Source organism: Bacillus sp. AFS040349 (assembly GCF_002577655.1).
GTDB lineage: Bacteria > Bacillota > Bacilli > Bacillales > Bacillaceae > Metabacillus.
The window spans coordinates 1-25,518 of the sequence record NZ_NUMC01000078.1 but is presented as its reverse complement, the minus strand read 5'-3'; the positions used below and the strand labels follow the sequence as shown (position 1 = coordinate 25,518).

At 35.6% G+C, this 25,518-nt stretch carries 25 protein-coding genes; 1 reads left to right on the top strand and 24 read right to left on the bottom strand.

Going from position 1 to position 25,518, the window contains the following annotated elements:
- Positions 1-12 precede the first annotated feature (12 nt).
- The 23 genes from COD11_RS16415 to COD11_RS16310 form a co-directional block, all read right to left on the bottom strand.
- Positions 13-777 (bottom strand): SDR family NAD(P)-dependent oxidoreductase, encoded by a 765-nt coding sequence (locus tag COD11_RS16415; protein WP_098797987.1) that lies wholly within the window; start codon positions 775-777, stop codon positions 13-15.
- Between the two features lie 10 nt (positions 778-787).
- Complete coding sequence (locus COD11_RS16410; RefSeq protein WP_098797986.1) at positions 788-2,536, bottom strand: acyl-CoA dehydrogenase family protein; 1,749 nt, start codon at positions 2,534-2,536, stop codon at positions 788-790.
- A complete protein-coding gene (locus COD11_RS16405; RefSeq protein WP_255301633.1) occupies positions 2,533-3,264 on the bottom strand; it encodes a 2-phosphosulfolactate phosphatase in 732 nt (243 codons plus the stop codon). The genes COD11_RS16410 and COD11_RS16405 overlap by 4 nt, the downstream gene beginning before the upstream one ends.
- A 49-nt stretch (positions 3,265-3,313) precedes the next feature.
- Positions 3,314-4,378 carry a phosphotransferase family protein gene (locus COD11_RS16400; RefSeq protein ID WP_098797985.1) on the bottom strand — a complete coding sequence of 355 codons (1,065 nt, stop codon included), beginning with the start codon at positions 4,376-4,378 and terminating at the stop codon, positions 3,314-3,316.
- Between the two features lie 45 nt (positions 4,379-4,423).
- Positions 4,424-4,828 (bottom strand): acyl-CoA thioesterase, encoded by a 405-nt coding sequence (locus COD11_RS16395; protein ID WP_098797984.1) that lies wholly within the window; start codon positions 4,826-4,828, stop codon positions 4,424-4,426.
- Between the two features lie 14 nt (positions 4,829-4,842).
- Positions 4,843-5,622 carry an enoyl-CoA hydratase gene (locus COD11_RS16390; protein ID WP_098797983.1) on the bottom strand — a complete coding sequence of 260 codons (780 nt, stop codon included), beginning with the start codon at positions 5,620-5,622 and terminating at the stop codon, positions 4,843-4,845.
- Entirely contained in the window at positions 5,622-6,506 is an 885-nt protein-coding gene (locus COD11_RS16385) for a 3-hydroxyacyl-CoA dehydrogenase family protein (protein ID WP_098797982.1), read from the bottom strand. The genes COD11_RS16390 and COD11_RS16385 overlap by 1 nt, the downstream gene beginning before the upstream one ends.
- 91 nt (positions 6,507-6,597) lie before the next feature.
- Positions 6,598-7,161 carry a TetR/AcrR family transcriptional regulator gene (locus tag COD11_RS16380; protein WP_098797981.1) on the bottom strand — a complete coding sequence of 188 codons (564 nt, stop codon included), beginning with the start codon at positions 7,159-7,161 and terminating at the stop codon, positions 6,598-6,600.
- A gap of 144 nt (positions 7,162-7,305) precedes the next feature.
- Positions 7,306-8,919: a long-chain-fatty-acid--CoA ligase gene (locus COD11_RS16375; protein ID WP_098797980.1), complete on the bottom strand. Its 1,614-nt coding sequence runs from the start codon at positions 8,917-8,919 to the stop codon at positions 7,306-7,308.
- A gap of 46 nt (positions 8,920-8,965) precedes the next feature.
- Positions 8,966-9,739 carry an SDR family oxidoreductase gene (locus COD11_RS16370; RefSeq protein WP_098797979.1) on the bottom strand — a complete coding sequence of 258 codons (774 nt, stop codon included), beginning with the start codon at positions 9,737-9,739 and terminating at the stop codon, positions 8,966-8,968.
- A 24-nt stretch (positions 9,740-9,763) separates the two neighbouring features.
- Complete coding sequence (locus tag COD11_RS16365; RefSeq protein ID WP_098797978.1) at positions 9,764-10,972, bottom strand: acyl-CoA dehydrogenase; 1,209 nt, start codon at positions 10,970-10,972, stop codon at positions 9,764-9,766.
- A gap of 157 nt (positions 10,973-11,129) precedes the next feature.
- On the bottom strand, positions 11,130-11,306 hold the full coding sequence (locus COD11_RS26925; protein ID WP_162987278.1) for a hypothetical protein: 177 nt from the start codon (positions 11,304-11,306) through the stop codon (positions 11,130-11,132).
- 135 nt (positions 11,307-11,441) lie between these two features.
- A complete protein-coding gene (locus COD11_RS16360) occupies positions 11,442-13,526 on the bottom strand; it encodes a peptidoglycan D,D-transpeptidase FtsI family protein (protein ID WP_098797977.1) in 2,085 nt (694 codons plus the stop codon).
- 264 nt (positions 13,527-13,790) lie between these two features.
- The gene (locus COD11_RS16355) at positions 13,791-14,660 is read right to left on the bottom strand and encodes an NAD(P)-dependent oxidoreductase (RefSeq protein ID WP_098797976.1); all 870 of its coding nucleotides are present in this window, start codon (positions 14,658-14,660) and stop codon (positions 13,791-13,793) included.
- Between the two features lie 39 nt (positions 14,661-14,699).
- Positions 14,700-15,716, bottom strand: coding sequence for a S66 family peptidase (locus tag COD11_RS16350; RefSeq protein ID WP_098797975.1), 1,017 nt, complete (start codon positions 15,714-15,716; stop codon positions 14,700-14,702).
- Positions 15,717-15,776: 60 nt separating this feature from the next.
- Positions 15,777-16,562, bottom strand: coding sequence for an SDR family oxidoreductase (locus tag COD11_RS16345; protein ID WP_098797974.1), 786 nt, complete (start codon positions 16,560-16,562; stop codon positions 15,777-15,779).
- A 118-nt stretch (positions 16,563-16,680) separates the two neighbouring features.
- On the bottom strand, positions 16,681-17,709 hold the full coding sequence (gene splB / locus COD11_RS16340) for a spore photoproduct lyase (RefSeq protein WP_098797973.1): 1,029 nt from the start codon (positions 17,707-17,709) through the stop codon (positions 16,681-16,683).
- A 96-nt stretch (positions 17,710-17,805) separates the two neighbouring features.
- Positions 17,806-18,042, bottom strand: coding sequence for a transcriptional regulator SplA domain-containing protein (locus COD11_RS16335; protein WP_098797972.1), 237 nt, complete (start codon positions 18,040-18,042; stop codon positions 17,806-17,808).
- 108 nt (positions 18,043-18,150) lie between these two features.
- Positions 18,151-19,869, bottom strand: coding sequence for a phosphoenolpyruvate--protein phosphotransferase (gene ptsP / locus COD11_RS16330; RefSeq protein WP_098797971.1), 1,719 nt, complete (start codon positions 19,867-19,869; stop codon positions 18,151-18,153).
- Positions 19,869-20,135 (bottom strand): phosphocarrier protein HPr, encoded by a 267-nt coding sequence (locus COD11_RS16325; protein ID WP_098797970.1) that lies wholly within the window; start codon positions 20,133-20,135, stop codon positions 19,869-19,871. The genes ptsP and COD11_RS16325 overlap by 1 nt, the downstream gene beginning before the upstream one ends.
- 95 nt (positions 20,136-20,230) lie before the next feature.
- On the bottom strand, positions 20,231-22,339 hold the full coding sequence (gene ptsG / locus COD11_RS16320; protein WP_098797969.1) for a glucose-specific PTS transporter subunit IIBC: 2,109 nt from the start codon (positions 22,337-22,339) through the stop codon (positions 20,231-20,233).
- A gap of 237 nt (positions 22,340-22,576) precedes the next feature.
- Positions 22,577-23,413: a glucose PTS transporter transcription antiterminator GlcT gene (gene glcT / locus COD11_RS16315; protein WP_098797968.1), complete on the bottom strand. Its 837-nt coding sequence runs from the start codon at positions 23,411-23,413 to the stop codon at positions 22,577-22,579.
- 156 nt (positions 23,414-23,569) lie between these two features.
- Complete coding sequence (locus COD11_RS16310; protein WP_098797967.1) at positions 23,570-23,992, bottom strand: DUF6843 domain-containing protein; 423 nt, start codon at positions 23,990-23,992, stop codon at positions 23,570-23,572.
- A gap of 108 nt (positions 23,993-24,100) precedes the next feature.
- Between COD11_RS16310 and COD11_RS16305 the strand changes: the two genes are divergently transcribed.
- Positions 24,101-24,535, top strand: a complete 435-nt coding sequence (locus COD11_RS16305; RefSeq protein ID WP_098797966.1) for a hypothetical protein — start codon at positions 24,101-24,103, stop codon at positions 24,533-24,535.
- Positions 24,536-25,082: 547 nt separating this feature from the next.
- Here COD11_RS16305 and COD11_RS16300 read toward each other — a convergent pair.
- Positions 25,083-25,349 carry a hypothetical protein gene (locus COD11_RS16300; RefSeq protein WP_098797965.1) on the bottom strand — a complete coding sequence of 89 codons (267 nt, stop codon included), beginning with the start codon at positions 25,347-25,349 and terminating at the stop codon, positions 25,083-25,085.
- Between the last annotated feature and the right edge of the window lie 169 nt (positions 25,350-25,518).

The window sequence follows — 25,518 nt, the reverse complement described above, 5'->3', positions numbered from 1 at the left end:
ATTGGCATACCGTTATTTAATAAGCCAGCCTCCATCAACTAACACATCGGAACCTGTCATATATGAAGCCTCATTAGATGCAACAAAAGCAATTACATTTGCTACTTCATCAGGTTGCCCAACGCGTTCAAGCGCAGTACTACGTTTAATCGCTTTTATAAAAGCCTCATTTTCCAACCCCTTCTCAGTTAACGGTGTTTCAACAAATCCAGGTGAAACAGAATTAACACGAATTTTATAAGGAGCAAGCTCTAATGCTAAAGCTCTTGAAAAATTAATAACCCCAGCTTTCGCCGAGCTATAATGTGGAATTTGTGCACCAGCCTTATACCCCGATAATGAAGCAACATTTACGATTGAACGGTAATCTGTTATGTTTTGTTCTTTCATTAGTTTCCCGAGATTTTTCGAAACTAAAAAGATACTTTTCAAATTAACAGCCTGTACTGTGTCCCATTGCTCTTCCGAAGTTTCAAGAATGGTAGATTTTGATGAGCCTCCAGCGTTGTTTACAACAATATCAAGTGATGGATATTCGTTTTCTAAAAAAATAGCAAGTTTCTTTATACTATCCTCAGAAGTCACATCGGCCGGGTATGGAATAGCTTTTTCACAAGCTTTAGATTCATTAATAATTCTAGCAACTCGTTCAAGCTTTTCTTTTGTTCTTCCTACTAAAACAACTGTTGCTCCTTCCTTAGCCAAGCGTATCGCTGTTGCTTCTCCAATTCCACTCCCAGCTCCGGTAATAACAGCAAGTTTATTCAAAAACCTCATTAACAGCACCTCATTTCGTCACGAATCGTTCAGCTTCAAATTTAGCCCGTGCAATTTCACGCTTTTCTTCTACCGTTGACGTAACTTCAACTGATTGAAGGTGACTCGTTATCATTTGTATCAATAAGCTTCTTTTTTTACCGTTTACCACTCCATTCACAAGTTGTCTTGACATGAGTTCAACAGAAAGCAGTGACTGTTCCAAGACTGTTCTTGCTAGTAACCTTTTTAATCGATCATCCCACTTTATTGACCTAGCAAGAGTCGATTCAGCTGCATAAAGCTCTATTGCTATATTTGATAATTTCATTAGTGTTTCTTGTTCATCAAATAGTTTTTCGCCGAATTGCTCATAAACAGCTCCAATACAAGCTAAAAAAACGTTTCTCATTGCGCTTATTGCCGCCTTTTCCTGAGAAAATTCTCCATTATCTTGACTTGGGTTCACGGTCAAATTTTGAATCGCTGTTTGAACCATCTCTTCTAGAGGAATTTCTCCTTTTAAAGCTTTTCTAAATAAATGGGTCGGTAATAACAAGCGATTAATCTCATTTGTTCCTTCGAAAATACGATTAATACGAGAATCTCGATAAACTTGCTCGATCGTATATTCCTTAATAAAGCCTGCCCCTCCGTGTAATTGAAGAGCCTCATCACTGACTGAATCAAGTGTTTCAGATCCATATACTTTACAGATGGCACATTCTGTAGCGTATTCCATTAATTTCTTTCCAATAGTTGTGATATTTTCATCTTCTGTTATGTTACCTAGAACTTCTTCGAGCAACCCTGCAGTGCGATATTGAATAGACTCAGCGGCGAATATACGTGCTGACATCAGGGCAATTTTTTCCTTTGTAGCAGGGAAATCAGCAATTGATTTACCAAATTGAATCCGCTGTTTTGTATAAGAAAGGGCAAGTTCTAATGCATACTTTGCACCCCCTACACACGCAGATCCTAAGTTAAACCGCCCTAAATTTAGAACATTTAGAGCTATAACATGACCTTTCCCGATTTCTCCTAATAGATTTTCTTTAGGAACTAGACAATCCTCTAAAATAACAGCTCTTGTAGAGGAACCTTTAATACCCATCTTTTGTTCCTCAGGTCCTAAAGAAATTCCAGGATAGTTCTTTTCAACAATAAAGGCCGAAAATTTATCACCATCTACTTTCGCATATACAATGAATGTATCTGAAAATATTGCATTTGTAATATAAAGTTTTGTACCGTTTAACAGATAATGAGTTCCTTGGTCATTTAGTTTTGCAGTTGTTTGTGACGCCAGAGCATCTGAACCCGCATTCGGCTCCGTTAAGCAATATGCACCAAGATATTCTCCTGAAGCCAATTTAGGTAAGTAACGTTCTTTTTGTTGCTTTGTACCAAAATAAGTGATCGGAAGAGTAGCGATACATGTATGATTTGAATGGGCAACACCATATCCACCAGACCTTCCGACAACTTCTCCAACAATACCTTTACTAACCTTGTCAAGACCTAGCCCACCATACTGCTCCGGTACACTGTGTGCAAGGAGTCCAAGCTCACCGGCTTTTTTTAACAACTCTACTACTTTATCAAAATCTTGATTTTCAATTCTCTCTCTAACAGGTGTTACATCTTTTTCTACAAACTGTTTTGCCGTTTTTTCAATCATTTTTTGTTCATCTGTTACATCTTCAGGAGTAAATAGATTTAAAGGTAAATCATAGTCATATAAAAAGCTACCACCTTTATTAGCTAGTAAAGTCATACACACTCTCCCCCTGCTATAATTTTTTCTCCGTCAAAAAATGGAACAATTTCATAACAATCTTTTTGGCTAACAAATTTCACTTCATCAATGAATCCATATTTTTCAAGCATTTCTCCTACCCTTGATGAAAGAAGAATCGTTTCAGCAACAGATTTATTGTTTTCATAAAAAAGTTGAGCTGCCTTAGCCGAATCTGTTAGCTGTAAATGCATACTTTCTTGTAAATGATAGATAAGATGCCCCGCTCCATAAAAATCTTCTAAACAAAACTGATCTGAAGATCCAGAGCACACAATAATAATAGAATCATCTTTATGAAAATGAGTAATTGTATTTGCAACTGCTTTTCCATTTAATAGAGAACAAATATAAATTTTATTTGCTTTTTTTGATTTATTAATTGCTACTGTTCCATTTGTTGTAGATAGAATCATATGCTTGCCTTGAATGCTGTCTTTTAAAATGGTTGGCATTGGATCATAAAAACCCTCAATTGTTTTCCCCTCATATTCTCCAACAAGTATGTGATTCTCTGCTCTGATAAGATTTGAGGCTACACGTGCTTCTTCTTCATTATGAACAGGAATAACCGCTTTCGCCCCATCTACAAGTGCATAGGTAATTGTTGAGGTTGCCAGTAAGACATCGAAAACAATTGCAATATTCCCTTCCATTTTCTCCTCAATAATTTCTTCTTTTTTCATAATCACATGTACCTTTGTCACCCTTTACCCCCCTTTCTCGAAGGAGATCTCCTAACGCCCATACCTTAGTTCATCTTGCCTTTTCTCGACTTACAGATACAGCATGCTCAATAAGTGTTTTCACATATAGGTGAAAGTCTTTAAAACGTTTATCATTTGTTTGCCCATTATGATAACGATAATAAATCTGCTGACAAATGACCGCTAGCTTAAAATAAGCAAATGTCATATAGTAGTGGATTTGTGACAAATCATGGCCACTTTTTGCAGCATATCGATCGATAAATTGATTTCTAGTATAAAATCCTTCTTTAACTGTGATTGGTGGCTTACCAAGTCCATATTTCAATAGGTCCGGATCATCGTTCTGACACCAATAGCTTAACGCTGCACCAACATCTGCTAATGGATCACCAACAGTTGTCATTTCCCAATCAAACAATCCAGTTAGTTGACTAAAATCATGAGAGAATAATGCATTGTTGAATTTAAAGTCATAATGTATGATTGTGGCTTCTTGTGAAGAAGGAATATTTTTTACTAGCCAATTTGTTAATTCATCTATTATTGTAATATCATTTGTTTTTGCACGATGATATCGCTTTATCCAACCATAAACCTGACGTTCCAAAAAGCCATCAGGGTTACTCAGTTCTTCTAAAACTGTTCCTTTATAATCAACTTGGTGAAGCTGAACAAGAGTATCAATCATCATTTCGCTTAATCTTTCTCCAAGGTCATTAGAAGACGGAGTATTGGGAGGAAAATCGGTATTTAACAATATTCCATGCCTTCTTTCCATAATAAGAAATGGACTTCCGACCACCTCTTCGTCTTCTGAAAACAGATACGGTTTCGGTGCAGGTGAAAACAAAGGGTGAAGGGCACTCAAAATTTTAAATTCTCGTTTCATATCATGAGCTTTAGGTGCAACAGGACCAAGTGGTGGCCTTCTTAACACTCCCTCCCAGTTTCCTAGCTTAAGCTCATACGTTAAATTTGAAGCACCTGTTCCAAATTGATTAATGATTAGGGGATCTTTATCAGAAAGCTGCGGAAAATGATTTATTAAAAATTCTTTAACTGTTTTATCATTAAGCTCCTCTCCACTTCTGACTGGAATTATGTCACTCATGACTTTCACTCCTTTTAATAGGATATAAACTAGATCGTTACTAATTTAAATAAGGGTATGATGACTTTGTAATGCTTCTTTTAACTCATTCGGAATTGGCATACTTTTTTGCATTTCAAAATTAAAATAAACAATGATTGCCTCACCTCTAGCAACCAATTCACCTGTTACATCATCAATAATGGAGTGAGCTAAATGAAAGCTTTTATTGCCAATTTTACTAACCTCTGTTTCAATCCTTAGCTTTTGATTAAAAAAAGCTTGCCCAATGAAATCACATTTTGTAGAAGCAAGAATAAATTCCCAGCCATCCATTTTCATCGAATAACCAATGCTTTCAAAAAATAAAACCCGTGCTTCCTCCAAATAAATAAAAAAGCTGGTGTTGTTTACATGTCCTAAGGCATCAGTTTCACAAAAACGAACTTTTACTAATGTTTCATGCTTCATCACTTTTCAGCTCCTTATCGATGAATAAATACCGGTTTGCGTTTTTCAATAAAAGCTCCTACCCCTTCTTTTATGTCATCTGTTTGAAAAACCTCTTCAAACAGTTCTGCCTCAAGCTCTATTCCTTTAGAAAGTTCCGTACTAAGGCCTTCATCAACTGCTTTTTTTATCCGAGATAATGCCTGAAGAGAATGCTGACTAATTTGTTTTGCTAACTCAAGAGCCTTATTTAACCCTTCACCTTTAGGGACAACCTCATTTACAAGACCAATTCTTGCAGCCTTCTTGGCATCAATTGGTGTACCTGTAAACATCATTTCCTTTGCTCTTGCCTCCCCAATTGCACGTGGTAACCTTTGAGTACCTCCTCCACCTGGGAAAAGACCTAGCTTGATTTCAGGCAATCCAATAGAAACATGCTCTTCTGCAATCCTTATGTCACACGTTAGTGCAAGCTCACAACCGCCACCAAGTGTTAAGCCATTTAATACTACAATTGTTGGCTTAGAACAATTGTCAATTTTATTAAGAATTTGATGAGTTAACATAAAATTTTCTTTTATACCCTTTTTACCGATTAAAGAAGGAAATTCTTTAATGTCAGCTCCAGCCATAAAAGCCCGCTCTCCTGATCCAGTTAAAATAATTGCTATTACGTCTTGATCGTCTTCAAGCTCTATAAATAGAGAATTTAGTTCTTGAAGAACTTGATGATTCATTACATTCAATGGAGGATTGTCAATTGTAAGAACAGCGATAGAATGTTCTTTTTCTACTTTTATCATTGAATTCATTAGCCTCTTACCTCTTCTTTCTTATACTCATACCAGCCCTTACCGGTTTTTCTTCCTAAATGGCCTTGCTTTACTTTTTCCTCAATACATGCAGCAGGTCTATCCGCCGGATCACCAGTTTCTGAAAATCTTTGTTGCATAACAAAGTAACCAACATCGATTCCCGACAAATCCATTAATTCAAATGGTCCTATTGGATGACTTAGAGCCTTTTTACAAATAAGATCAATATCTTTAAAATCTGCATAACCGTTTTCATACAGATAAACGGCTTCACGCTGTAATGCCCCTAAAATTCGATTTGCAATAAATCCTGAAATCTCCTTTTGTAAAAGAACAGCCGTTCGATTCATTTTTTCACAAACAAACATCGTCATATGAGCTGTAAGCTCAGATGTTTCTTCACTTTTCACAACCTCTACACAATCCATCACAAGAGGTGGAAAAAAGAAATGCATATTCACAACCTTATCAGGACGATTCGTTACATCAGCTAAGAGTGAATTTACAATTGTTGAACTATTTGAAGCCAGGATTGCTTCTGGCTTTGCATATTCATCAAGCTTACGGAACAATTCTTGCTTTGCATCTAATTTTTCAACAATTGCTTCTATAATAAAATCTGCATCTTGCACAGAATCCAGTAAATCAGTTGAAAATATTAATCTTTGGAAAGCCTGCTCCTTGGTTTCAATACTGATTTTCCCTTTTGCTACCCATTTGTCCATTATTGTATGTAGAGTTGATTCTGCTTTTTGAAGAGCATTTACATTTACATCTTGAATAACTGTTTCAAATCCAGCTAATGCACTTAACATGGCAATTTGATGACCCATTTGTCCTGCCCCAACTACACAAATTGATCTAACTTGATTTTTCAACATGAATAAATCCTCCCTTTACTTACTAACCAGTCGGTATGTTTTTTGTAAATTTTTTTCTGATGATGCAAGTTAATCTTGCATCATCAGGCAACTAAACAGCCAATCCTTCTAATAACACTTTAATAAACACCTCTGAAACGTCCTTATCTGATGCCCTACCTTGAGGATCAAACCAAAAATAGCTCCAGTTAGTCATTCCTAATATACTAAGTGTTACAATATCTGTCGGTAAATCAGAGCGAATTTCGTTTTGTTCAATACCTTCATCTAATAATTTTTGGATATTGATTCGAAATTGATCTCTTTTCGGGACTATTAATGTAAGATGATCTTCATTAAGGTTACGCATTTCACGAAAGAACACCTTTGCACTTAATCCTTCTTTTTCAATATCATGAATGAGCATATAAACGATGTTATACAACTTATCCTTACAATTCATGGATTCGTTTTTAATGATGTTTTCCTGTTTTTCTAACAAATCATCAATATACTGTAAATGTATATCCATTAACAGCTGTTCCTTAGAAGTGAAGTAATAATAAAAAGTTCCTTTAGTGACATTGAGAGCATCTACAATATCTTGGATGGATGTTTCTTTAAACCCTTTTGTTGCAAATAGTTGAATACTTTGCTCTCTTATTTTCTCTTTCATTTTTCATATCCTCTCAATCTATTCTACTTTTTTCAGATTATACCATAGGCTAAGACGTCTTTGTTTAGAGCTATCATCAGTTTTAACTATGGTTAAATTCAAGTATTTTTTCCTTTCAGTTATCAGTAAAATAGATTGAATTCTTTATTGTTTTAATACTTCTTCCCTCAAAGCACGTCTTAAAATCTTTCCGACATTTGTTTTAGGTAATTCCTTCCGAAATTCAATAAACCTCGGAACTTTATAGGTAGCCAAATGTTTACGGCTGTATTCAATCATTTCCTCTTCTGTTGCTGTTTTCCCTGATTTTAAGACAATAAATGCTTTTACCGTTTCCCCTCGATACTCATCAGGTATACCAATGACAACTGCTTCTTGAACGCTAGGATGTTCATAGAGAACTTCTTCAATATCTCTCGGATAGACATTGTAACCGCTTGCAATAATTAGGTCTTTTTTTCGATCCACAATTGAAACATAGCCTTCTTCATCCATTCTTGCAATATCACCTGTAAACAACCAGCCATCTCTAAGTGTAACAGCTGTTTCCTCAGGCATATTCCAGTAGCCTTTCATCACCTGTGGCCCACTAATAATCAGTTCTCCCAGCTCTCCAATTGGCACTTCTTGTTTACCTGTTGCTACATCCACTATTTTATATGCAGTGTTAGGCAACCCTAACCCAACAGTACCAGCCTTTCTTTCTGCAAATGGCGGGTTACAATGGGTAGTGGGTGAAGCCTCGGAAAGCCCATAGCCTTCTAAAATTTTGGCACCAGTTTTTCTTTCAAATTCATTCAACAACTCAACCGGCATTGGAGCACTTCCACTGTTGCACGTTTTAATTGAATCAATTCCATATTCCTCAGCTTTTGGATGGTTAGTAATTGCTACATACATCGTTGGTACGCCTGGAAATACTGTAGGCTGTTCCTTCTTAATTGTTTGTAGCACTTCCTCTAAATCAAATCTCGGGAGCATGATTAAGCAGTTTCCACACAAGATGGTAAGATTCATGCAGCTAGACATTCCGAAAACATGAAATAATGGAATGACAGTCAAACATTTTTCTTGTCCCATAATAATTTCTTCTTTAAAAAATTCATAAGATTGTACAGCATTTGCCACAACATTTCTATGAGTCAGCATAGCCCCTTTTGAACGTCCAGTCGTTCCTCCCGTATATTGTAAAACCGCGATATCGTGTTCCGGCTCAATATCAACTGGTAAAACCTGACCGTTCTGTTTAGCTAGAAAACTCTCAAATGTGTCATCCTCTTCCTGAATTTTTCCAGAAGGTTGAAGACTAACAGTAATGATATTTTTCAACTGTGTTTTTGACTGAATAGACTTTACTCTCGGGTAAATACTATCAAAAACAACAATTGTTTCAGCACCAGCATCATTTAAAATGTACTCTAGCTCTCTTTCAACAAGCATAGGATTGAGCTGAGTCACAATCCCACCAGCATTTAAGGCACCGTAATAGGAGACAACATACTGTGGACAGTTGGGCAGCATAATCGCAACTCTATCACCTTTTTGCACGCCTGACTGTTGAAGTGCTGATGTAAACGCAAAAACCATATTTGCAACCTCATGATACGTAAATTTCTTACCATAGAAAGAAATTGCCTCATGATTTCCGTATTTATTAATGGTATTTTGAAGCATTTCAGGTAGAGAAATATGAGGAATATCCACATTATTAGACATTGAATCAGTGTACTTTGCAAACCACTTTTCATTGTTTTCCATTTACATACCTCCTAAAGAATAATGATAGAAAGCGATAAAGCTATCTTTATAACACATGTGTTCCACCATCGACAACAAGTACATCACCTGTTATAAAGTCAGATGCTCTTGAGGCTAAAAACACCGCTACCCCTTTTAAATCTTGATCAGAACCAAATCGCTTCAAAGGTGTTCCTGAAAGGAAATGATCTTTACCATGCTCAATGATCACCTTAGACATTTTTGTTGGAAAAAATCCTGGAGCAATAGCATTTACATTAATATTGTACTGTCCCCATTTAGCAGCTAAATCTTTTGTAAGAGTAATAACAGCTCCTTTACTTGTGTTATACCCGATTGTGTCCATTAAATTTGGATCTGTTCCCCCTAGCCCGGCAACAGATGAAATATTTATGATTTTTCCACTTTTTTGTTTAATCATCTCTTTACCAACCGCTTGGCTCATTAAAAATGTTCCGGTCACATTTACATCAATTACTTTCTGCCATGCCTCTAGTGGCATCTCTACGGCAGGAGCTCCCCATGTTGCTCCACTATTATTAACGAGAATATCTATTTGTCCGAATCGTTTCATTGTTTCATTAACAACATAGGTAATATCCTCTTTTTTAGTAATATCACACCGAAGACCAAGTGCTTGAACGCCATTTTTGGCTAAACGATTTGCAGCTTCAACACATGCCTCTTCTTTTCGTGAACATAAAACAATATTAGCTCCAGCTTCTGCAAATCCCTCTGCAATTTGTTCTCCGAGTCCTCTTCCACCACCTGTAATAACAGCTGTTTTACCTGATAAATCAAATAAATCCTTAATATGCAAATTCATTCCCTCCTTACTTACTGTCTACTGATATTTTTTCAATTCAAGCTTTCCTATTTGTGCGCGATGAACTTCATCTGGACCATCAGCTATTCTTAGTGTTCTTGCATTTGCCCATTGAGCTGCTAATGGAAAATCTTCACTCACACCAGCTCCTCCAAAAGCCTGAATGGCACGATCTAGCACCTTTAGTGCCATAGAAGGGGCGACAACCTTAATCATGGCAATTTCTGCTTTAGCTTGTTTATTCCCAACTGTATCCATCATATATGCTGCTTTGAGGGTTAGTAACCTTGCTTGTTCAATTTCAATTCTAGAGTCAGCAATCCACTCTCTAATTACTCCTTGCTGTGAAAGGCTTCTTCCAAAAGCTTCCCTGCTTTGTACACGCTTACATAAAAGTTCAAGCGCTCTTTCTGCTGCTCCAATTAAACGCATACAATGATGTATTCTTCCAGGACCTAATCTTCCCTGTGCAATAGCAAAGCCCTTTCCCTCTCCTAGAATCATATTTGATGCTGGGACACGAACTGACTCAAAAGAAATTTCAGCATGACCATGTGGTGCATGATCATATCCAAAAACAGGAAGAACCCGCTCAATCTTTACTCCTGGAGTATCTAGTGGTACAAGGATCATAGATTGCTGTTCATGCTTTGAAGCATCTGGATCATTTTTTCCCATAACGATAGCAATTTTACATCTTGGATCTCCTGCACCTGAGGACCACCATTTACGACCATTGATTACATACTCATCCCCGTCTTTTTCAATCGTTGCACAAATATTTGTCGCATCAGCTGAAGCTACATCAGGCTCTGTCATAGAAAAGCAAGAACGAATTTTTCCATCTAATAATGGCCTTAGCCACTGTTTCTTCTGCTCTTCTGTTCCATACCTAACTAGCACTTCCATATTGCCTGTGTCAGGAGCATTGCAGTTGAAAACCTCCGGAGCAATTAGTGACCTCCCCATAATTTCACATAACGGAGCATATTCAATATTCGTAAGACCTGCCCCATACTCACTATCTGGTAGAAATAGATTCCATAAACCCTCTGCCTTTGCTTTGTCTTTGAGTTCTTCCATTATAGGAGGAATTGTTGTCCATCTTGATTGTTGTTCACCTAACTGTTGTTCGTACAAATATTCATTAGGATAAATATTTTCTTCCATAAATGTATGTAGTTTCTCTTGAAGTGATATTACCTTCTCTGAATAAGAAAAATTCAACCAATCTCACTCCTTCTCCCACACCAACTAACCGGTCGGTATGTTTCTATCTCTATCATATAATGAAACTAATAAAATATTCAACATAATCTTTAAAAATTTGCTTACTAATAATGATTATGAAATATAAGAAAAAACTTGGCTAAGCACCAAGTTTTTATCCTTTATATTCACCATTGTTTTTAGAAGCTTTTTCTTTCTTCGCTTTATCTTTGTGTATCTTATTCGTGTCAGTACTTCCTACTTCATGACTGAATTCAGAATCGATTACACTTGAATCAAAACCTTTTTTGTTTTTTTGCTGCGGGTCATTTTTCTTTGTTCTTTTTGCCAAGTTGTTCACTCCCTTTCGTTTTCATTGTTATTTTGTGAAAAGAGAAGGGATTTATGTGTGATTCCATATTTATTGTTTTAAAAATACAAAACAGCCTGCCATGTTCAATGACAGACTGATGTCTAATGTGTTAGTTTATTCAGTTTCTGTAACTTCTTGTGTTTCAATCTCCGTTGTTGTTAAGTACTTCTTTTGTAAATCCATATAAGCTTTTACGATTCGATTTGCAATGTGTTTATTAACTGCATCTTTATCGTTACTAGCCCACGGAACAACAACACTGAAAGCCACTTCAGGGTTCTCTGAAGGATAATATCCTATAAAGTTTAAGTTATTTGTTTTTCTACCCCAATACTCTCGCTTAGGACCATAGTAATTGGTTTGAGATGTTCCAGTTTTACCAGCAACATCATAATCAATATAAGCTGAAGCTGTTCCAGACGTAACAACTAATCTGAAGCCTTGTTGAACTCTCTCAATTTCCTCTGGTGTGTTATTAACTTTATTTAACACATTTGGAGACTTATCAACGGCAATAGGGCCTAAAGTTGAGTCTTCAACAGGTGTATGAATACTTGTGACAATACGTGGTTGAACCCTTGAACCACCATTTGCAATAACAGAAACATATTGAGCCAACTGAAGCGGTGTATAGGTGTCAAACTGACCTATAGCAATATCTAAAATCTTCCCCGCTGTATCTGGTGTACTTAATAATCCAGAGGATTCCTGTGGTAAGTCAATACCAGTAGGTACACCTAATCCAAATTGAGCAAAATAATTTCGCAGTCTTTGGAAATCCTCACTTGAAACATTTAATGGCCCGTTTTTCTGATATTCTATATCTGCTATTTCTAATGCAACATAAAACATGTACACGTTAGAAGAAAGCTTTAACGCACTTAAATCGGTCATATACCCAAGATTTCGATAAGATCCTTTTGGTGGAGTTCCTTTAAAGTAGAGCTTTGTATCGTAATATCCCTTTCCAATAGGAATTCCTTTCTGGTATCCTGCTAAAACAGTCGCACCTTTAACTGTGGACCCTGCCTCATATTGGGTAGTGAACGTCCCATAAGGATAATCTATTATGTTGTTACGGTTTTTGGAATCTAATTGTTTCCCAACCATTGCTAATACATCACCTTGATAAGGGTCCATCATTACAACAAATGCCCGGTCCATTAAAAAGTGACTTTTACTTGCCTGAAGTAATTCTTCTTCTACAATTTTTTCCACTTCCATTTGAAGTTCCATATCAAAAGAAAGCTTCAGATCATAACCTCTTTGTCCTTCATCTACAACTTCTTCAGAAATGATGTTACCATCTTTATCCGAAATATATTCTACTTTTGCTTTACGAGGATTTAAATAATCTTCGTATTGATATTCTAAATAACTTCTCCCAACTCTTTCATTTCTAGCATAGCCTCTTGCTTTGTAATAATCTTCACGAGATTGAAGAATACCTTCCTCAGGAGAGGTTACAGTACCAAAAATAGAGCCAAGTGATTCATATGGATAAGATCTTCCCCAGTCAGTAATCACATCTACTCCAGGAAGCTGCTCCAAATGCTCAGCAACGAGTGATACCTCCTCATCGGTTAGGTTTAGTGATTTCACAACTTGTGGTTCGTACTGATATCCTGAAGAAAAGCGTGTATAGATGTACGCTAACTCCATCTGTTCAGGATCAGACTTAATTGTATTAAATTCATCCTCTGGCACACGCTCTACTTGTAATTTGTATGTTTCAGCAGGCTTCAGCTCAAGTTCTTTTTTAGAAAGAAGTTCTTTCGCCTCAGTTGGGTGAGAAGCTAACCAATAATCTTTAATGTCACGATCTTTTAGCTCATCTGTTAAGAATTCGTTATCATAACTAATATATTCTGCGAGCTTTTTCGACGTTTCAATTTTATCCTCAGCTGATGTTGTTTTATCAACTGTATATGTGATGGCTGGTACCCTTGTATTGTCTACTACAACACGATTGTAACGGTCATACATTTTCCCACGCGGTGCAGGTAAGCTTGCATAATCGGATTCTGTTCTAGAGACTTCCTTTGAAAACTCTTCTCCTTGAACTATTTGTACAACTCCTAAGCGAACGATAAGGGCGACAAACAACAGAAAGACAAGAAAAAAGAACACATTGATTCTGACATATCTGGACTTCCGTAGTTTACGCTCTTCTGATTTATTTGTGTTTTGTTCTGTCAAAGTCGCTTTCCTCCTATCAATTTATATCTATTTCAAGATAACTTTTTATTTTTTTAGGCTACCCTTTATTTTACCATTATCATCAATGAAGAGGTAGCTTTGCTTTATGACATTCATGTGAAGAAAAATGAAGTAATGGGAAGCATACAATGTCGTTAAAAAGAAAAGACAACATGAATAGTTTCACATTGCCTTTCCATCACTTTAATTGACGTATATTTAAAGAAAAAGTTTCAAATAACTACAATATTTTTAGTTATTAACTTAAGCTTTATCCCACAGCTTAACTAAAGCCTGTGTCCCTTTATTCTCATTTCCCTCTTCAGCGAGTTTCTCATAAAGCTCATGTGCAAGCTTTAATCCTGGTGTGAAAAGATCCATTTCGTTTGATTCATCTAATGCAATTCCCATATCTTTAATAAAATGCTTTACAAAAAAACCTGGTTCATAATCTCCCTCTAACATACGTGGAGCAAGATTACTTAACGACCAACTTCCTGCCGCCCCAGTTGTAATACTTTTAAGCACATTAGACGGGTCTAATCCTGATTTTTTTGCATAAGAAATGGCTTCACAAACACCTATCATACCCGATGCAATCGCAATTTGATTGCACATTTTCGTATGTTGTCCAGAACCAGCTTCTCCTTGGTACACAATATTTTGTCCCATTTTTTCAAACAACGGGTAACAATAATCAAAAGCCTCTCTATCTCCACCAACCATAATCGCTAATCGAGCTTCACGTGCACCGATATCTCCCCCAGACACTGGTGCATCTAGTGCGTAAATATTTTTTTGTTTCGCTTGTTCATAAATTCTTTTTGCCAAGGAGGGCTGAGAAGTAGTCATGTCGATAACGTATGTACCTGGTCTTGAAGATGAAATAATACCTGCTTCATCTAAATAAACATCCTCAACATCTTGCGGATAGCCAATCATTGTAATAATAATATCAGACTCATTCGAAAGCTCTGCAACCGTACTTTTCCATTCAGCTCCTAAAGATAGTAGTTCCTCTGCCTTTTCCTTTGTTCTAGTATAAACTTTCAATGGATATCCAGCTTCTAATACATGTTTTGCCATACTTTTACCCATAACACCAAGACCAATAAAGCCAATTGTTTGTTTCATCTTACATCCTCCTTAATGTACTAGTAACGACTCCTTTTACTAAATGAACATTTGTGAAACTCTTCCTTCTCCATTTTGAACTGAAACTTCAGCATATGCTCCATTTATTAATGTTAATTGTGGTGGTACATGTCCACAGTCAATATCATATATAATTGGAATTTGAAGTTCGTTATGTAAATCTTGATAAACATCTATTACGTGATAATTATCTATAGATTGATTTGCAGAACTTCTTCCAAATAATATTCCTGAACAATGATTAAACCAACCAGCCAGTTTCATTTGTACAAGAGATCTGCGTAGATCTGTTGTATTTAGCTCACAGTTTTCAAAATACCAAATTATTTTATCACCGTGCTCTAAATAAGAATCTTGAAATTTGTTAACTTGGCCATAGGGTGTTCCTACTAAGTGTCTGATTATATCAATACACCCACCAAGCAAACGACCTTTACATTCTTGCACATCTTTAGAAATTGTCTTCCAATCAGTTTGTTCAGTTAAATGAAAAACACACGGCGAAGGATTGTTATGATCCCATTGCTTTTGATATTTTTCTGAGGAATTCTGTAAAATTTGCTCTCCTCTTTTCGTCTTTAAAACACTTTCCCATTTTGCAGTGGTCGAATCAGAGTATACACCTCGTAGATCTACAAGATTCGTTCCATGAGCTGTTGCAATTCCCGTTTTTAAAGTAATGGCAAGGAGTAATGCACTTGTATCAGAATATCCCATTATCCATTTATTTTGTAAGCTTTCAAAATTAATATGTTCAAGAATTTCTATTAATAACTCACCACCCCACGGGGGAATAATAAGTGAAATTTCATCATCTTTTAACATTGACATAAATTCATCTGCTCGTTTTTTAGCTGATGAAGATTTAGCTTTATACTGTGTCCATACTGTTTCCCCACATCGTGTTTTATATCCTTTTTTCTCCATGCTAACTAAGGCATGTTTAAACATTAAGTGAAGTTCATCAGGTATCCCAGATGACGGTGCTGTTACTCCAATTGTTGCCCCTTTTTGTAAAATTGGATATGTTATCAAATTACTCCTCTCCTTCTTACAAGTAAAAATAAGGAGAAGCTAACCTCTCCTTATCTTCCTTTAAATTGATTTCACCATTCCACCATCAACTAAAAATGTTTGACCTGTCATGTAGGAGTTTAAGTCAGATAAGAGGAACGTAGCATAGTTTGCAAATTCTTCCGGTAATCCGTAACGGCCTAGTGGAATTTTATCTTTTACACTTTCCTCAACATCTTGTTTTGATACTCCTTGTTTCTTTGCTGCGATCTCATCTAAAGAGGCGACGCGATCTGTTGAGATACGTCCTGGAGCAACTGTATTTATTAAAATTCCATATGATGCAAATTCTGAAGCCAGAGTTTTTGTTAAACCTACAATACCCGTTCGAAAAGTATTAGATAAAATTAAACCAGGGATTGGTTCCTTTACGGAGGAAGAAGCAATATTTACGATCTTTCCACCGCTTTTCTTCATATAGGGGAGCACTTCTCTTATAATTCGGATATAACTAAGTAAGTTTAATTCAAATGCATGCTGCCAATCTTCATCAGTCATTTCTTCAAATGTACCTGCTGGTGGACCTCCTGCATTATTAACAAGCAGATCGATTGCACCAAATTCAGTTTGTGTAAAAGTAACAAGTTGTTCTATTTCTTCTTTGTTTTTTATATCACATACTTTGTATTCAATACGTCCATGACTATTTTGCCCAAGCTCATGTTTTATTTTTTTTAGCTTTTCTTCATCCCGACTAGATAACATAACATTTGCCCCTTGTTCTGCAAGCTTTTGAGCAATGGCTTTACCAAGTCCTTGGCTGGAAGCAATAACTAATGCACTTTTACCATTTAATGACATATCCATAGTTACACCCCTTATGTATGATTAAAGTAATTTTACCATATATATGAAGTTGAATATGACGTTGAAGGCTAAAAAATAACAAAAAACTCTCATCAATGTTACGATGAGAGTTTTTTTGTTAGGTGAAATATTCAACCTTGGCAGTTGGAAAATAATGATCAACATAATCCTCTAATGTATCACGTAATTCCTGTTCTTGATCTTTTTGATAAATATATTTACCTATCCCATATCTGCCCCATTTATAACGTCTTTCTTCCTCATTTAATTCAAGCTTCGTTTTCGGATAATTTTTTTGAATTACTCGTTTTGCTGGCTTTGTAAAACGGTGTTGAATCATTTCAAACGTTATATCATCTCGTACATCTGCTGGGAGAGATGCATCCAGCTTTTCAAAGAGTGTTTTGTACCCTTCTTGCCAGCCCTCATGAATATAAATCGGAGCTACAATAAACCCTAACGGATACCCAGCCTTTGCCACTTTTACTGCAGCTTCAATTCTTTTATCAAGAGGAGATGTTCCTGGTTCAAAGTTTTTTATAACATAATCAGCATTAATGCTAAAACGAAAACGAGTCTTTCCATTATGTTTTGCATCCAATAAGTGGTCAACATGATGAAATTTTGTTACAAAACGCAACCTTCCTATATCTGTTTGTCCAAAAAATTCAATTGCTGATTTTAAAGAATGAGTAAGATGGTCAATCCCTACTATGTCAGATGTACAAGAGGCTTCAAACCGTGTAATTTCCGGAGCACGCTCCTCCATATAATCCTTAGCTTGCTCAAGTATTTCATCTACATTGACATATGTTCTAATATACGGTTTACTACCCATTGTAGTTTGTAAATAGCAATAATGACAATGACCCATACATCCAGTTGCTAAAGGAATTGCGTACTCAGCTGATGGCTTGGAGCTATCAAATTCGAGCGTTTTTCTAACACCGACAACTAATGTAGATTTGGCTGTTCGATATTGCTGAAGGTGGTTCTTACCTGGAATATTTCGGACTTGGTTATGAGAGGTTGTTTCTCTAATCTCAAGACCCATTTTTTCAAATTTTTCTTTTAGTTCAACACCACGTGGGTATTCCAGAGCTCTAGGTTCTATATAAACTAATTGTGGAACAAAAGGTTTTATCATGATAGTACCTTCCTTTATATATAATCAAAGATTCTATACATATTTACCTTTTGCTTAATCGTTATCTAATAATCGATTCAAATATTTCCTATTAACTTAATCGAATTGTTGGTAATCAAATAGCTGATTGTAAAGCTCTTCGGCTTCCTCAAAACTAGAAAAGACAGCATCATCTTCTGCTAATGGATGGTATGCATCATGTAGGAAAATAGCCAATTCCTTTTGATTAGTGGGGTGCTCAACTATTTCTGCTTTTTCAATATTTGCCACATTTACAGCATGAGGATTTCTATATATCACATATACTTCTTCACCAATTTTGAAATTGTCCATTACCAAAACTCCTTCCTTATACTAACATTATCTTTCCCATATTGAAGTGTATGTATTATCTAAAAAAAACGTCAAAAAGACAGGCAAATTCTGCCTGTCTTTCGGTTATTAGTCAATTTGGAAAGTTTCTTTCACAAATGCAACGACTTCTTCAGTTGTACTCATAGATAAAACTGTTTCTTTTATGCTTTGTGCTTTTTCTTTAGATAAACCTTTAATTTGAGTACGTGCTGGCAGGATTGATGTAGCACTCATAGAGAACTCATCAAGACCTAAACCTAATAATAGTGGGATAGCGATAGTATCGCCAGCCATTTCACCACACATACCGGCCCATTTGCCTTCCTTATGTGCTGCATCGATTACCATAGAAACCAGACGTAAAATAGCTGGGTTATACGGTTGATATAAGTATGACACACGCTCATTCATACGATCTGCAGCCATAGTGTATTGAATTAAATCATTTGTTCCAATACTGAAGAAATCTACTTCTTTTGCAAATTGATCAGCCATTACTGCTGTAGATGGAATTTCTACCATCATACCAATCTCAATTGAATCAGATACTTGTACCCCATTGGCAACTAGCTTTTCCTTTTCTTCTAAAAGAATTGCCTTAGCTTCTCTGAATTCAGAAACTGTCGCAATCATTGGGAACATAATCTTTAGATTTCCATAACTACTTGCACGTAATAATGCACGTAATTGTGTTCTGAAAATTTCTTGTTCTTCCAAGCATAAACGAATTGCTCTAAAACCAAGGAATGGGTTCATTTCTTTTGGAAGATGTAAGTATGGTAATTCTTTGTCTCCACCGATGTCTAAAGTACGAACAACAACCGGCTTATCACCCATTCTTTCCAAAACAGTTTTATAAGCATCATATTGTTCATCTTCAGTTGGAAGCTGATCTCTTCCCATATATAAGAATTCCGTACGATAAAGTCCAACACCTTCACCGCCGTTTTCTAGCACACCTTTAACATCATCAGGTGTTCCAATGTTAGCAGCAAGCTCAACATGCTGACCATCACTTGTAATGGTAGGTTCATTTACAAGCTTTGCCCATTCTGCTTTTTGAGCTTCATACTTTGCCTTTTTCTCTTCATATTGAGCAATAACATCTGAAGATGGATCAATAATAACATCACCATCTAATCCATCAACAATAACCATTACACCATTTTCAATCGTTGATGTAGCTTGCTTTGTTCCAACAACAGCTGGAATTTCCATAGAGCGAGCCATAATTGCAGAATGAGAAGTACGTCCACCAATGTCTGTTGTAAATCCTTTTACATATTGACGATTTAATTGAGCAGTATCAGATGGTGTTAAATCTTCAGCAATAATGACAACTTCTTCAGAAATTAGACTAGGGTTTGGAATTTGCACCCCTAATAAGTGAGCAATAACACGCTTAGTTACGTCACGAATGTCAGCTGCACGTTCTTTCATATATTCATTATCCATTGATTCGAACATAGAAACAAACATATCAGCTGTTTCCTTCATTGCAAATTCAGCATTAACACCTTCAGCGTTAATCTTATCCACTACTGGATTTAACAACTCAGGATCACTTAAAACTAATAAATGTGCTGCAAAAATTTCAGCTTTGTCTGCACCTAATTCACGATTAGCATGGTCTTTTATTTTTTCAAGCTCTGATTTTGACTTGTTTATTGCATCATCAAAACGTTGCTTTTCTGCCTCTTTATCTGCAATTGTTTTTTGTTCAATATTTAGTGCTGGTTCTTCTAAACGGTAAGCTTTTGCAATAGCAATACCAGCCGAAGCTCCAATCCCTTTAAGGTTACTCATTATTCGCCTAACCCTTCATTTTTTAAAGTTTCGCCAAGACCTGTAACTGCTTCGTCTGCATCAGAACCTGAAGCAATAATCTTGATTTGAGAGCCTTTTGGAATTCCTAGAGACATAACACCCATGATTGATTTTAAGTTAACAGTTTTACCATTGTACTCAAGGTTTACATCTGCATCATACTTACTTGCAGCTTGTACCAACACAGTTGCTGGACGAGCGTGAATTCCTGTATCTGCTGTTACTGTAAATGTTTTTTCTGCCATTTTCATCAATCTCCTTTAAAATCATTCATATTATTCAAAAATTAATTTTATAGCCACACATGTAAAAATACAAGTGTGGCTTTTGGATATTAAAATTACTTGCCTTCAATCTCAATGATATCAGTATCATTTGCTGCAACATTATCTTTTGTTTGCAGTTTAATTGATTGACCCTCTTTTAAGTTCGTGAATACGATTGGAGTTATAATTGAAGGTGCATTAGATTTTACAAAATCTAGATCAACCTCTAGAAGTTTTTGACCTTGCTCAACTATGTCACCTTCTTGGACAAATGCTTCGAATCCTTCACCTTTCAGATTAACTGTATCAATACCAAAGTGAATAAGAATTTCTCTACCACCATCAGATTGAATACCAATAGCATGTTTTGTAGGGAAAACATTTAAGATTTTACCATTAACAGGTGAAACGACTGTTCCGTTAGAAGGTAGAATTGCAAAACCATCACCCATCATTTTTCCAGAGAATACTTGGTCTGGAACTTCTGTAATATCTTTAATCTCACCTGTAAGTGGAGAAACAAATGTTTCATCTATTACATCATTTTTTAATCCGTCAGCTACTACATCCTCAACTTGCTCTTGAACTTCTTTTTCTTGAGAATGAGTTTGTGTTGCTTTAGGACGTTTGCCAGACATAACATCTTGGATTTGAGTTTTTAAATTATCAGATTTAGGTCCAAAGATTGCTTGTATGTTGTTTCCAATTTCTAATACACCAGATGCACCAAGTTTTTTCAAACGATCTTTGTCAACATCTTTAATGTCATTAACTGTAACACGTAAACGAGTAATACAAGCATCTAAGTGCTTAATGTTTCCAGATCCACCTAAGGATTCTAACACTTGGAATGGTAAATCTCCTGCATTTGCTTTTGGTTGACCTTCATCAGAAGTTTCAACATCAGTTTCCTCACGACCAGGAGTGGCAAGATTCCACTTTCTAATTGCAAAACGGAAACCAAAGTAATAAACAACTGCAAAGACTAAACCTACAGGAATAACTAGCCACCAGTTTGTTTGTGGGTTTAATACCCCGAATAATAGGAAGTCAATTAAACCTCCAGAAAACGTCATACCAATTTTAACATTAAGAATGTGCATAGTCATAAATGATAAACCAGCAAAGATTGCATGAATACCGAATAATACAGGTGCTACGAATAAGAATGAGAATTCAAGTGGTTCTGTAATACCTGTTAAGAAAGAAGTTAGGGCTGCAGAACCCATTAAACCTGCAACAACTTTTTTATGTTCTGGTCTTGCTTCATGGTAAATTGCAAGTGCTGCAGCTGGTAAACCAAACATCATGAATGGGAATTTACCAGTCATAAATGTACCTGCTGTTAAATCTTGTACACCATCTCTAATTTGAGAGAAGAAGATTGTTTGATCTCCACGTACAGTTTCTCCAGCAGCATTTACATAACTTCCAAATTCAAACCAGAACGGTGAATAGAAGATATGATGAAGACCGAATGGAATTAACGAACGTTCAATAACACCAAATATAAAGGCTGCCAACGTTCTGTTTGCATCTAATAAGTTTGTAGAAAAAGCGTTTAAACCTGTTTGAATTGGAGGCCAAACAAAATACATTACAATACCAAGTAATACTGTTGCTCCAGCCGTTACAATTGGTACGAAACGCTTACCAGCAAAGAATCCTAAATAAGATGGTAAATCAATCGTGAAAAAGCGATTATACATGGCAGCAGCAATAATACCAACGATAATACCACCAAATACCCCTGTTTGTAGGGTTGGGATACCTAGTACATTACCATAGGCAGCACCGTTATTAGCTAAAAAGTCAGCAAGCTCCTGTCCACCAGACGGAAGTGTACCAACTCCCTTAAGGATACTACTCATTGTAATATTCATTATTAAGTAACCAATTAAAGCAGCAATACCGGCAACTCCATCACCGTTAGCTAAGCCTATTGCAACCCCAACTGCGAATAATACAGGTAAATTCGAGAATACAATGTTACCTGCATTCTCCATAACACTTGCAATTAATACGATCCAATCTGCTGTTAAGAATGGTGCTAAATCAGTAAGTGTTGGATTTTGAAGGGCATTACCTATTGCAAGTAATAAACCAGCAGCTGGTAATAATGCAACTGGCAGCATTAGTGCACGTCCGACTTTTTGCAAGACGCCGAATGCATTTTTAAACATAATCATTTCCTCCTATTTTGTTAATTTCTGTAGTCAATAAAAGTACAAAGCCTAAAAAAACAATCTACTATTAACCGTTTACATTAAGCTCAGGAATTGTCCCGATGCATACAAAAAAGGCATGGTGAACATGTATTTTAGCTGCTATTAGGTATAGTTCCCCAAAATAGCAATTAAAAACACCTTGTTCACTCATGCCTGATCGAATCAGTAACACGTGAATAATATCTGTTACAATTATTTATTTGTTAGTCGGTATAAGTGCATTGTTAAGTAAACTGCTTCAGCTTCATAAACAGATTTCTTTAAAACCTGTTGCATTACTTTTATCATTTTCCAAGAAGTATTGTAGCATAAAGGATATTCTTTTTTCAACAAAAAAGCTAATTTTTCTGGTTCTGTAACAGATTCCCCTGAATTCACTCTTTCAATTGTGTAGCGAAGATGGCGAATTAGACGTAAATAGTTTACACTTTCTCGATCCACTTTGATCTTTAAAGACTCCTCTATCACTTCTGTTAACCGGCTAATGAGCTGAGAATATTGATTTACTTCTGAAAGTGGTTTATTAGATATTGAGCTATGAATATGAAGCGCAATAAAACCAATTTCTCCTTGAGGAAGCTGTACGTTTAATTTATCATTCAGCATATTAATAACCTCTGTTGCCAGCTCATATTCAAAAGGATATAAAGACTTTGTTTCAAGGAGAAAAGGATTCTTCAAATCCATACCTTGCTGCAAACGCTTTAAAGCAAATGCTAAGTGGTCTGTAAGTGCTATGTGAATATGTTCATTTAATGGCTTGTCAACACGTTCAAAGATATATTGAATCACTTCCTGCATAATTTCGAGCATTTCTTCATCAATATCTGATAGCAGTAACTTATATTGCTCCTGCTCCTTTTGATTTGTTAAAACAAACATTTTATCATAGCTATCTTCTTGAATTATGTCTCCTTCTTTTTTACCAAAACTAATGCCTTTTCCAATTAATACAACCTCTCCAAAAGAATCATGAGATGCTATCAAAACGTTGTTATTTAAAGTTTTTTTTATTTTAAAGGACTCCATCGCGAAATCCACAGCTCCTTTTCATTCAATCCTTCATATCGTACAAAAGTTATGTATGGACGTCAATGAATTTGTCGCTTATTGTAGAAAAATTTCTTTTGATTAATTCTTGACTTGCTAGTCTAGGAGAAAAAAGAAAGCTGCATATTGCAGCCGCTAATTTACTTCATACTCATTGGGTACATATTCATCTTTATGAAACTGATCTGATGAGCCTATAAAAAAATATTCAACCGTTTTACCAGCTAATTCTCTTCCACTTGATGGTCCATGAACCATCTTCCCTGGTACTAGAGACGTTCGTTCACCTTTATCGTCTACATAATAATATTTATTAGTTGCCCACCCCTCATGGATATGTTCTTCATCTGTATATGTCATTCCATTTTGACTAACTTTATATACTTGATTATTTCCTTCATTCTTTACTTTTTCAGGTAACTGTTGATCATATTTTACTTGAACCCAACCTACATATCCTTCTGGTATTAAAAATGTTCTTGAAGACACCTGATCATCCTGTTTGCAACCAGTAATAAAAAGAAAACACCCTGTAATAAGAAGTAGTTTTTGTATCATCTTATCACCTCCTTTAGTTAGGATGGCGACTTTCGACAAGTTCTATTAGGTAATAATTCCATGTTGATTATTTTTCTTGTTGGAAAGACTAATAACTGAGGTGAAAAAATGAAGAAAAAACATCTTTTGTTTCACGTTATTTTTTTTCTTTTTGTTAGCTTTTCAAACAATAATGTTGCTATAGCAGAAAATCAACAAATTAAAGTAATGGATATCGAAACAAATGCAATTATCAAAGAAAAGAAACTATCTTCTGAAATGGATCAATATGCAATTAGCGCAATTAAGAGTATTCAAAAGGTCACAGTACAAGCAAATCCTATCCCCAATAAAGGTTATCTCATCAGAATACCATTAACAAAATCATATAAAGTTAAAAACAAATGGTTTGATTCTCTTATAACAGAAATTATATTAATATATGATCATTCAACAGAAAATCAAGGGAGATTAATTTTATATGACGATGAAAATACACCGATGTTTTTTGACATAGAATTTAATTTCACCGATTTATTGAAAACTTTGGAAATTAAAGAATAAGGAATAAGAAATTTACTGTTAGTTGAAAATAGAGAAGGAAAAAGTCTCGGAGGTGAAAACATGCAAAACAGCAATGATAGTAAAGAACAAAAATTTCAAAAACAACAAAACGAAGCTATGGAATCAACAACATCTAAAGAAATGACAACTAAGAAAAAGAAGCAAAAATAATTAATAAGCAATATGTTTACGTACTTATTCATTCTTCCTATTATGGTATAATAGGGTTATAATTGACCGTGGATGTTGCAGCATCCACAGTCTGCAGTCGACAGATCTTAAAGTAGATTTAAATGATTAGACCTCTAGAAGGTCTATTTTTTTTGTGAAAAAGCCAGAATAGCAATAACTAAAGAAGCAAATGTAAACATAGAAATAAGACTCTCATAAATCGTCAACAAGCATCACCTCCTTTTAGAAGGGGCTTGTTCGATCACTTGACTGCAAACTTATTGTACCATAAAACAACTCCGGATTGGAACGTATGTTCTATTTTTAATTCATTCCTCCTATATTAATCACCCCCTCTGTTTATTCAAAGTATGATTTAAACTCTTTTAATAACTATATTTGGTTTCTTTACCCGCTCCATAGTGTTGTAGGCAATTTTCACCTTTGCTAATATACCTTTTAAAACTTCATCATCGTTTTGTTGCTTTAGATACAGATCAGAAAAATCATGTAAGGCTCTTGCAAGAAGTTCTACCGCTTTTTCATACTCACTTGTATGTTTCCCTTTTTGATCCTTAACAGAATGTTTCATCATTTCTTTTGAAATTTCTTGGATTAATAATATTTTTTCTCGTTCTGTCATCCTCATTTCTCCCCTCTCAAGGATCTAAACTAAAAATGTGATCCTTACATCTTACGCCTGATAAAGAAGAAATATGGCTAAAAAATATCGAATATATGTTCGTTTTTAGTGGATAAAAGAATGTACGTTCGCATATAATAAAGGTGAAGAAAGGTAGTGTCAAAAGATT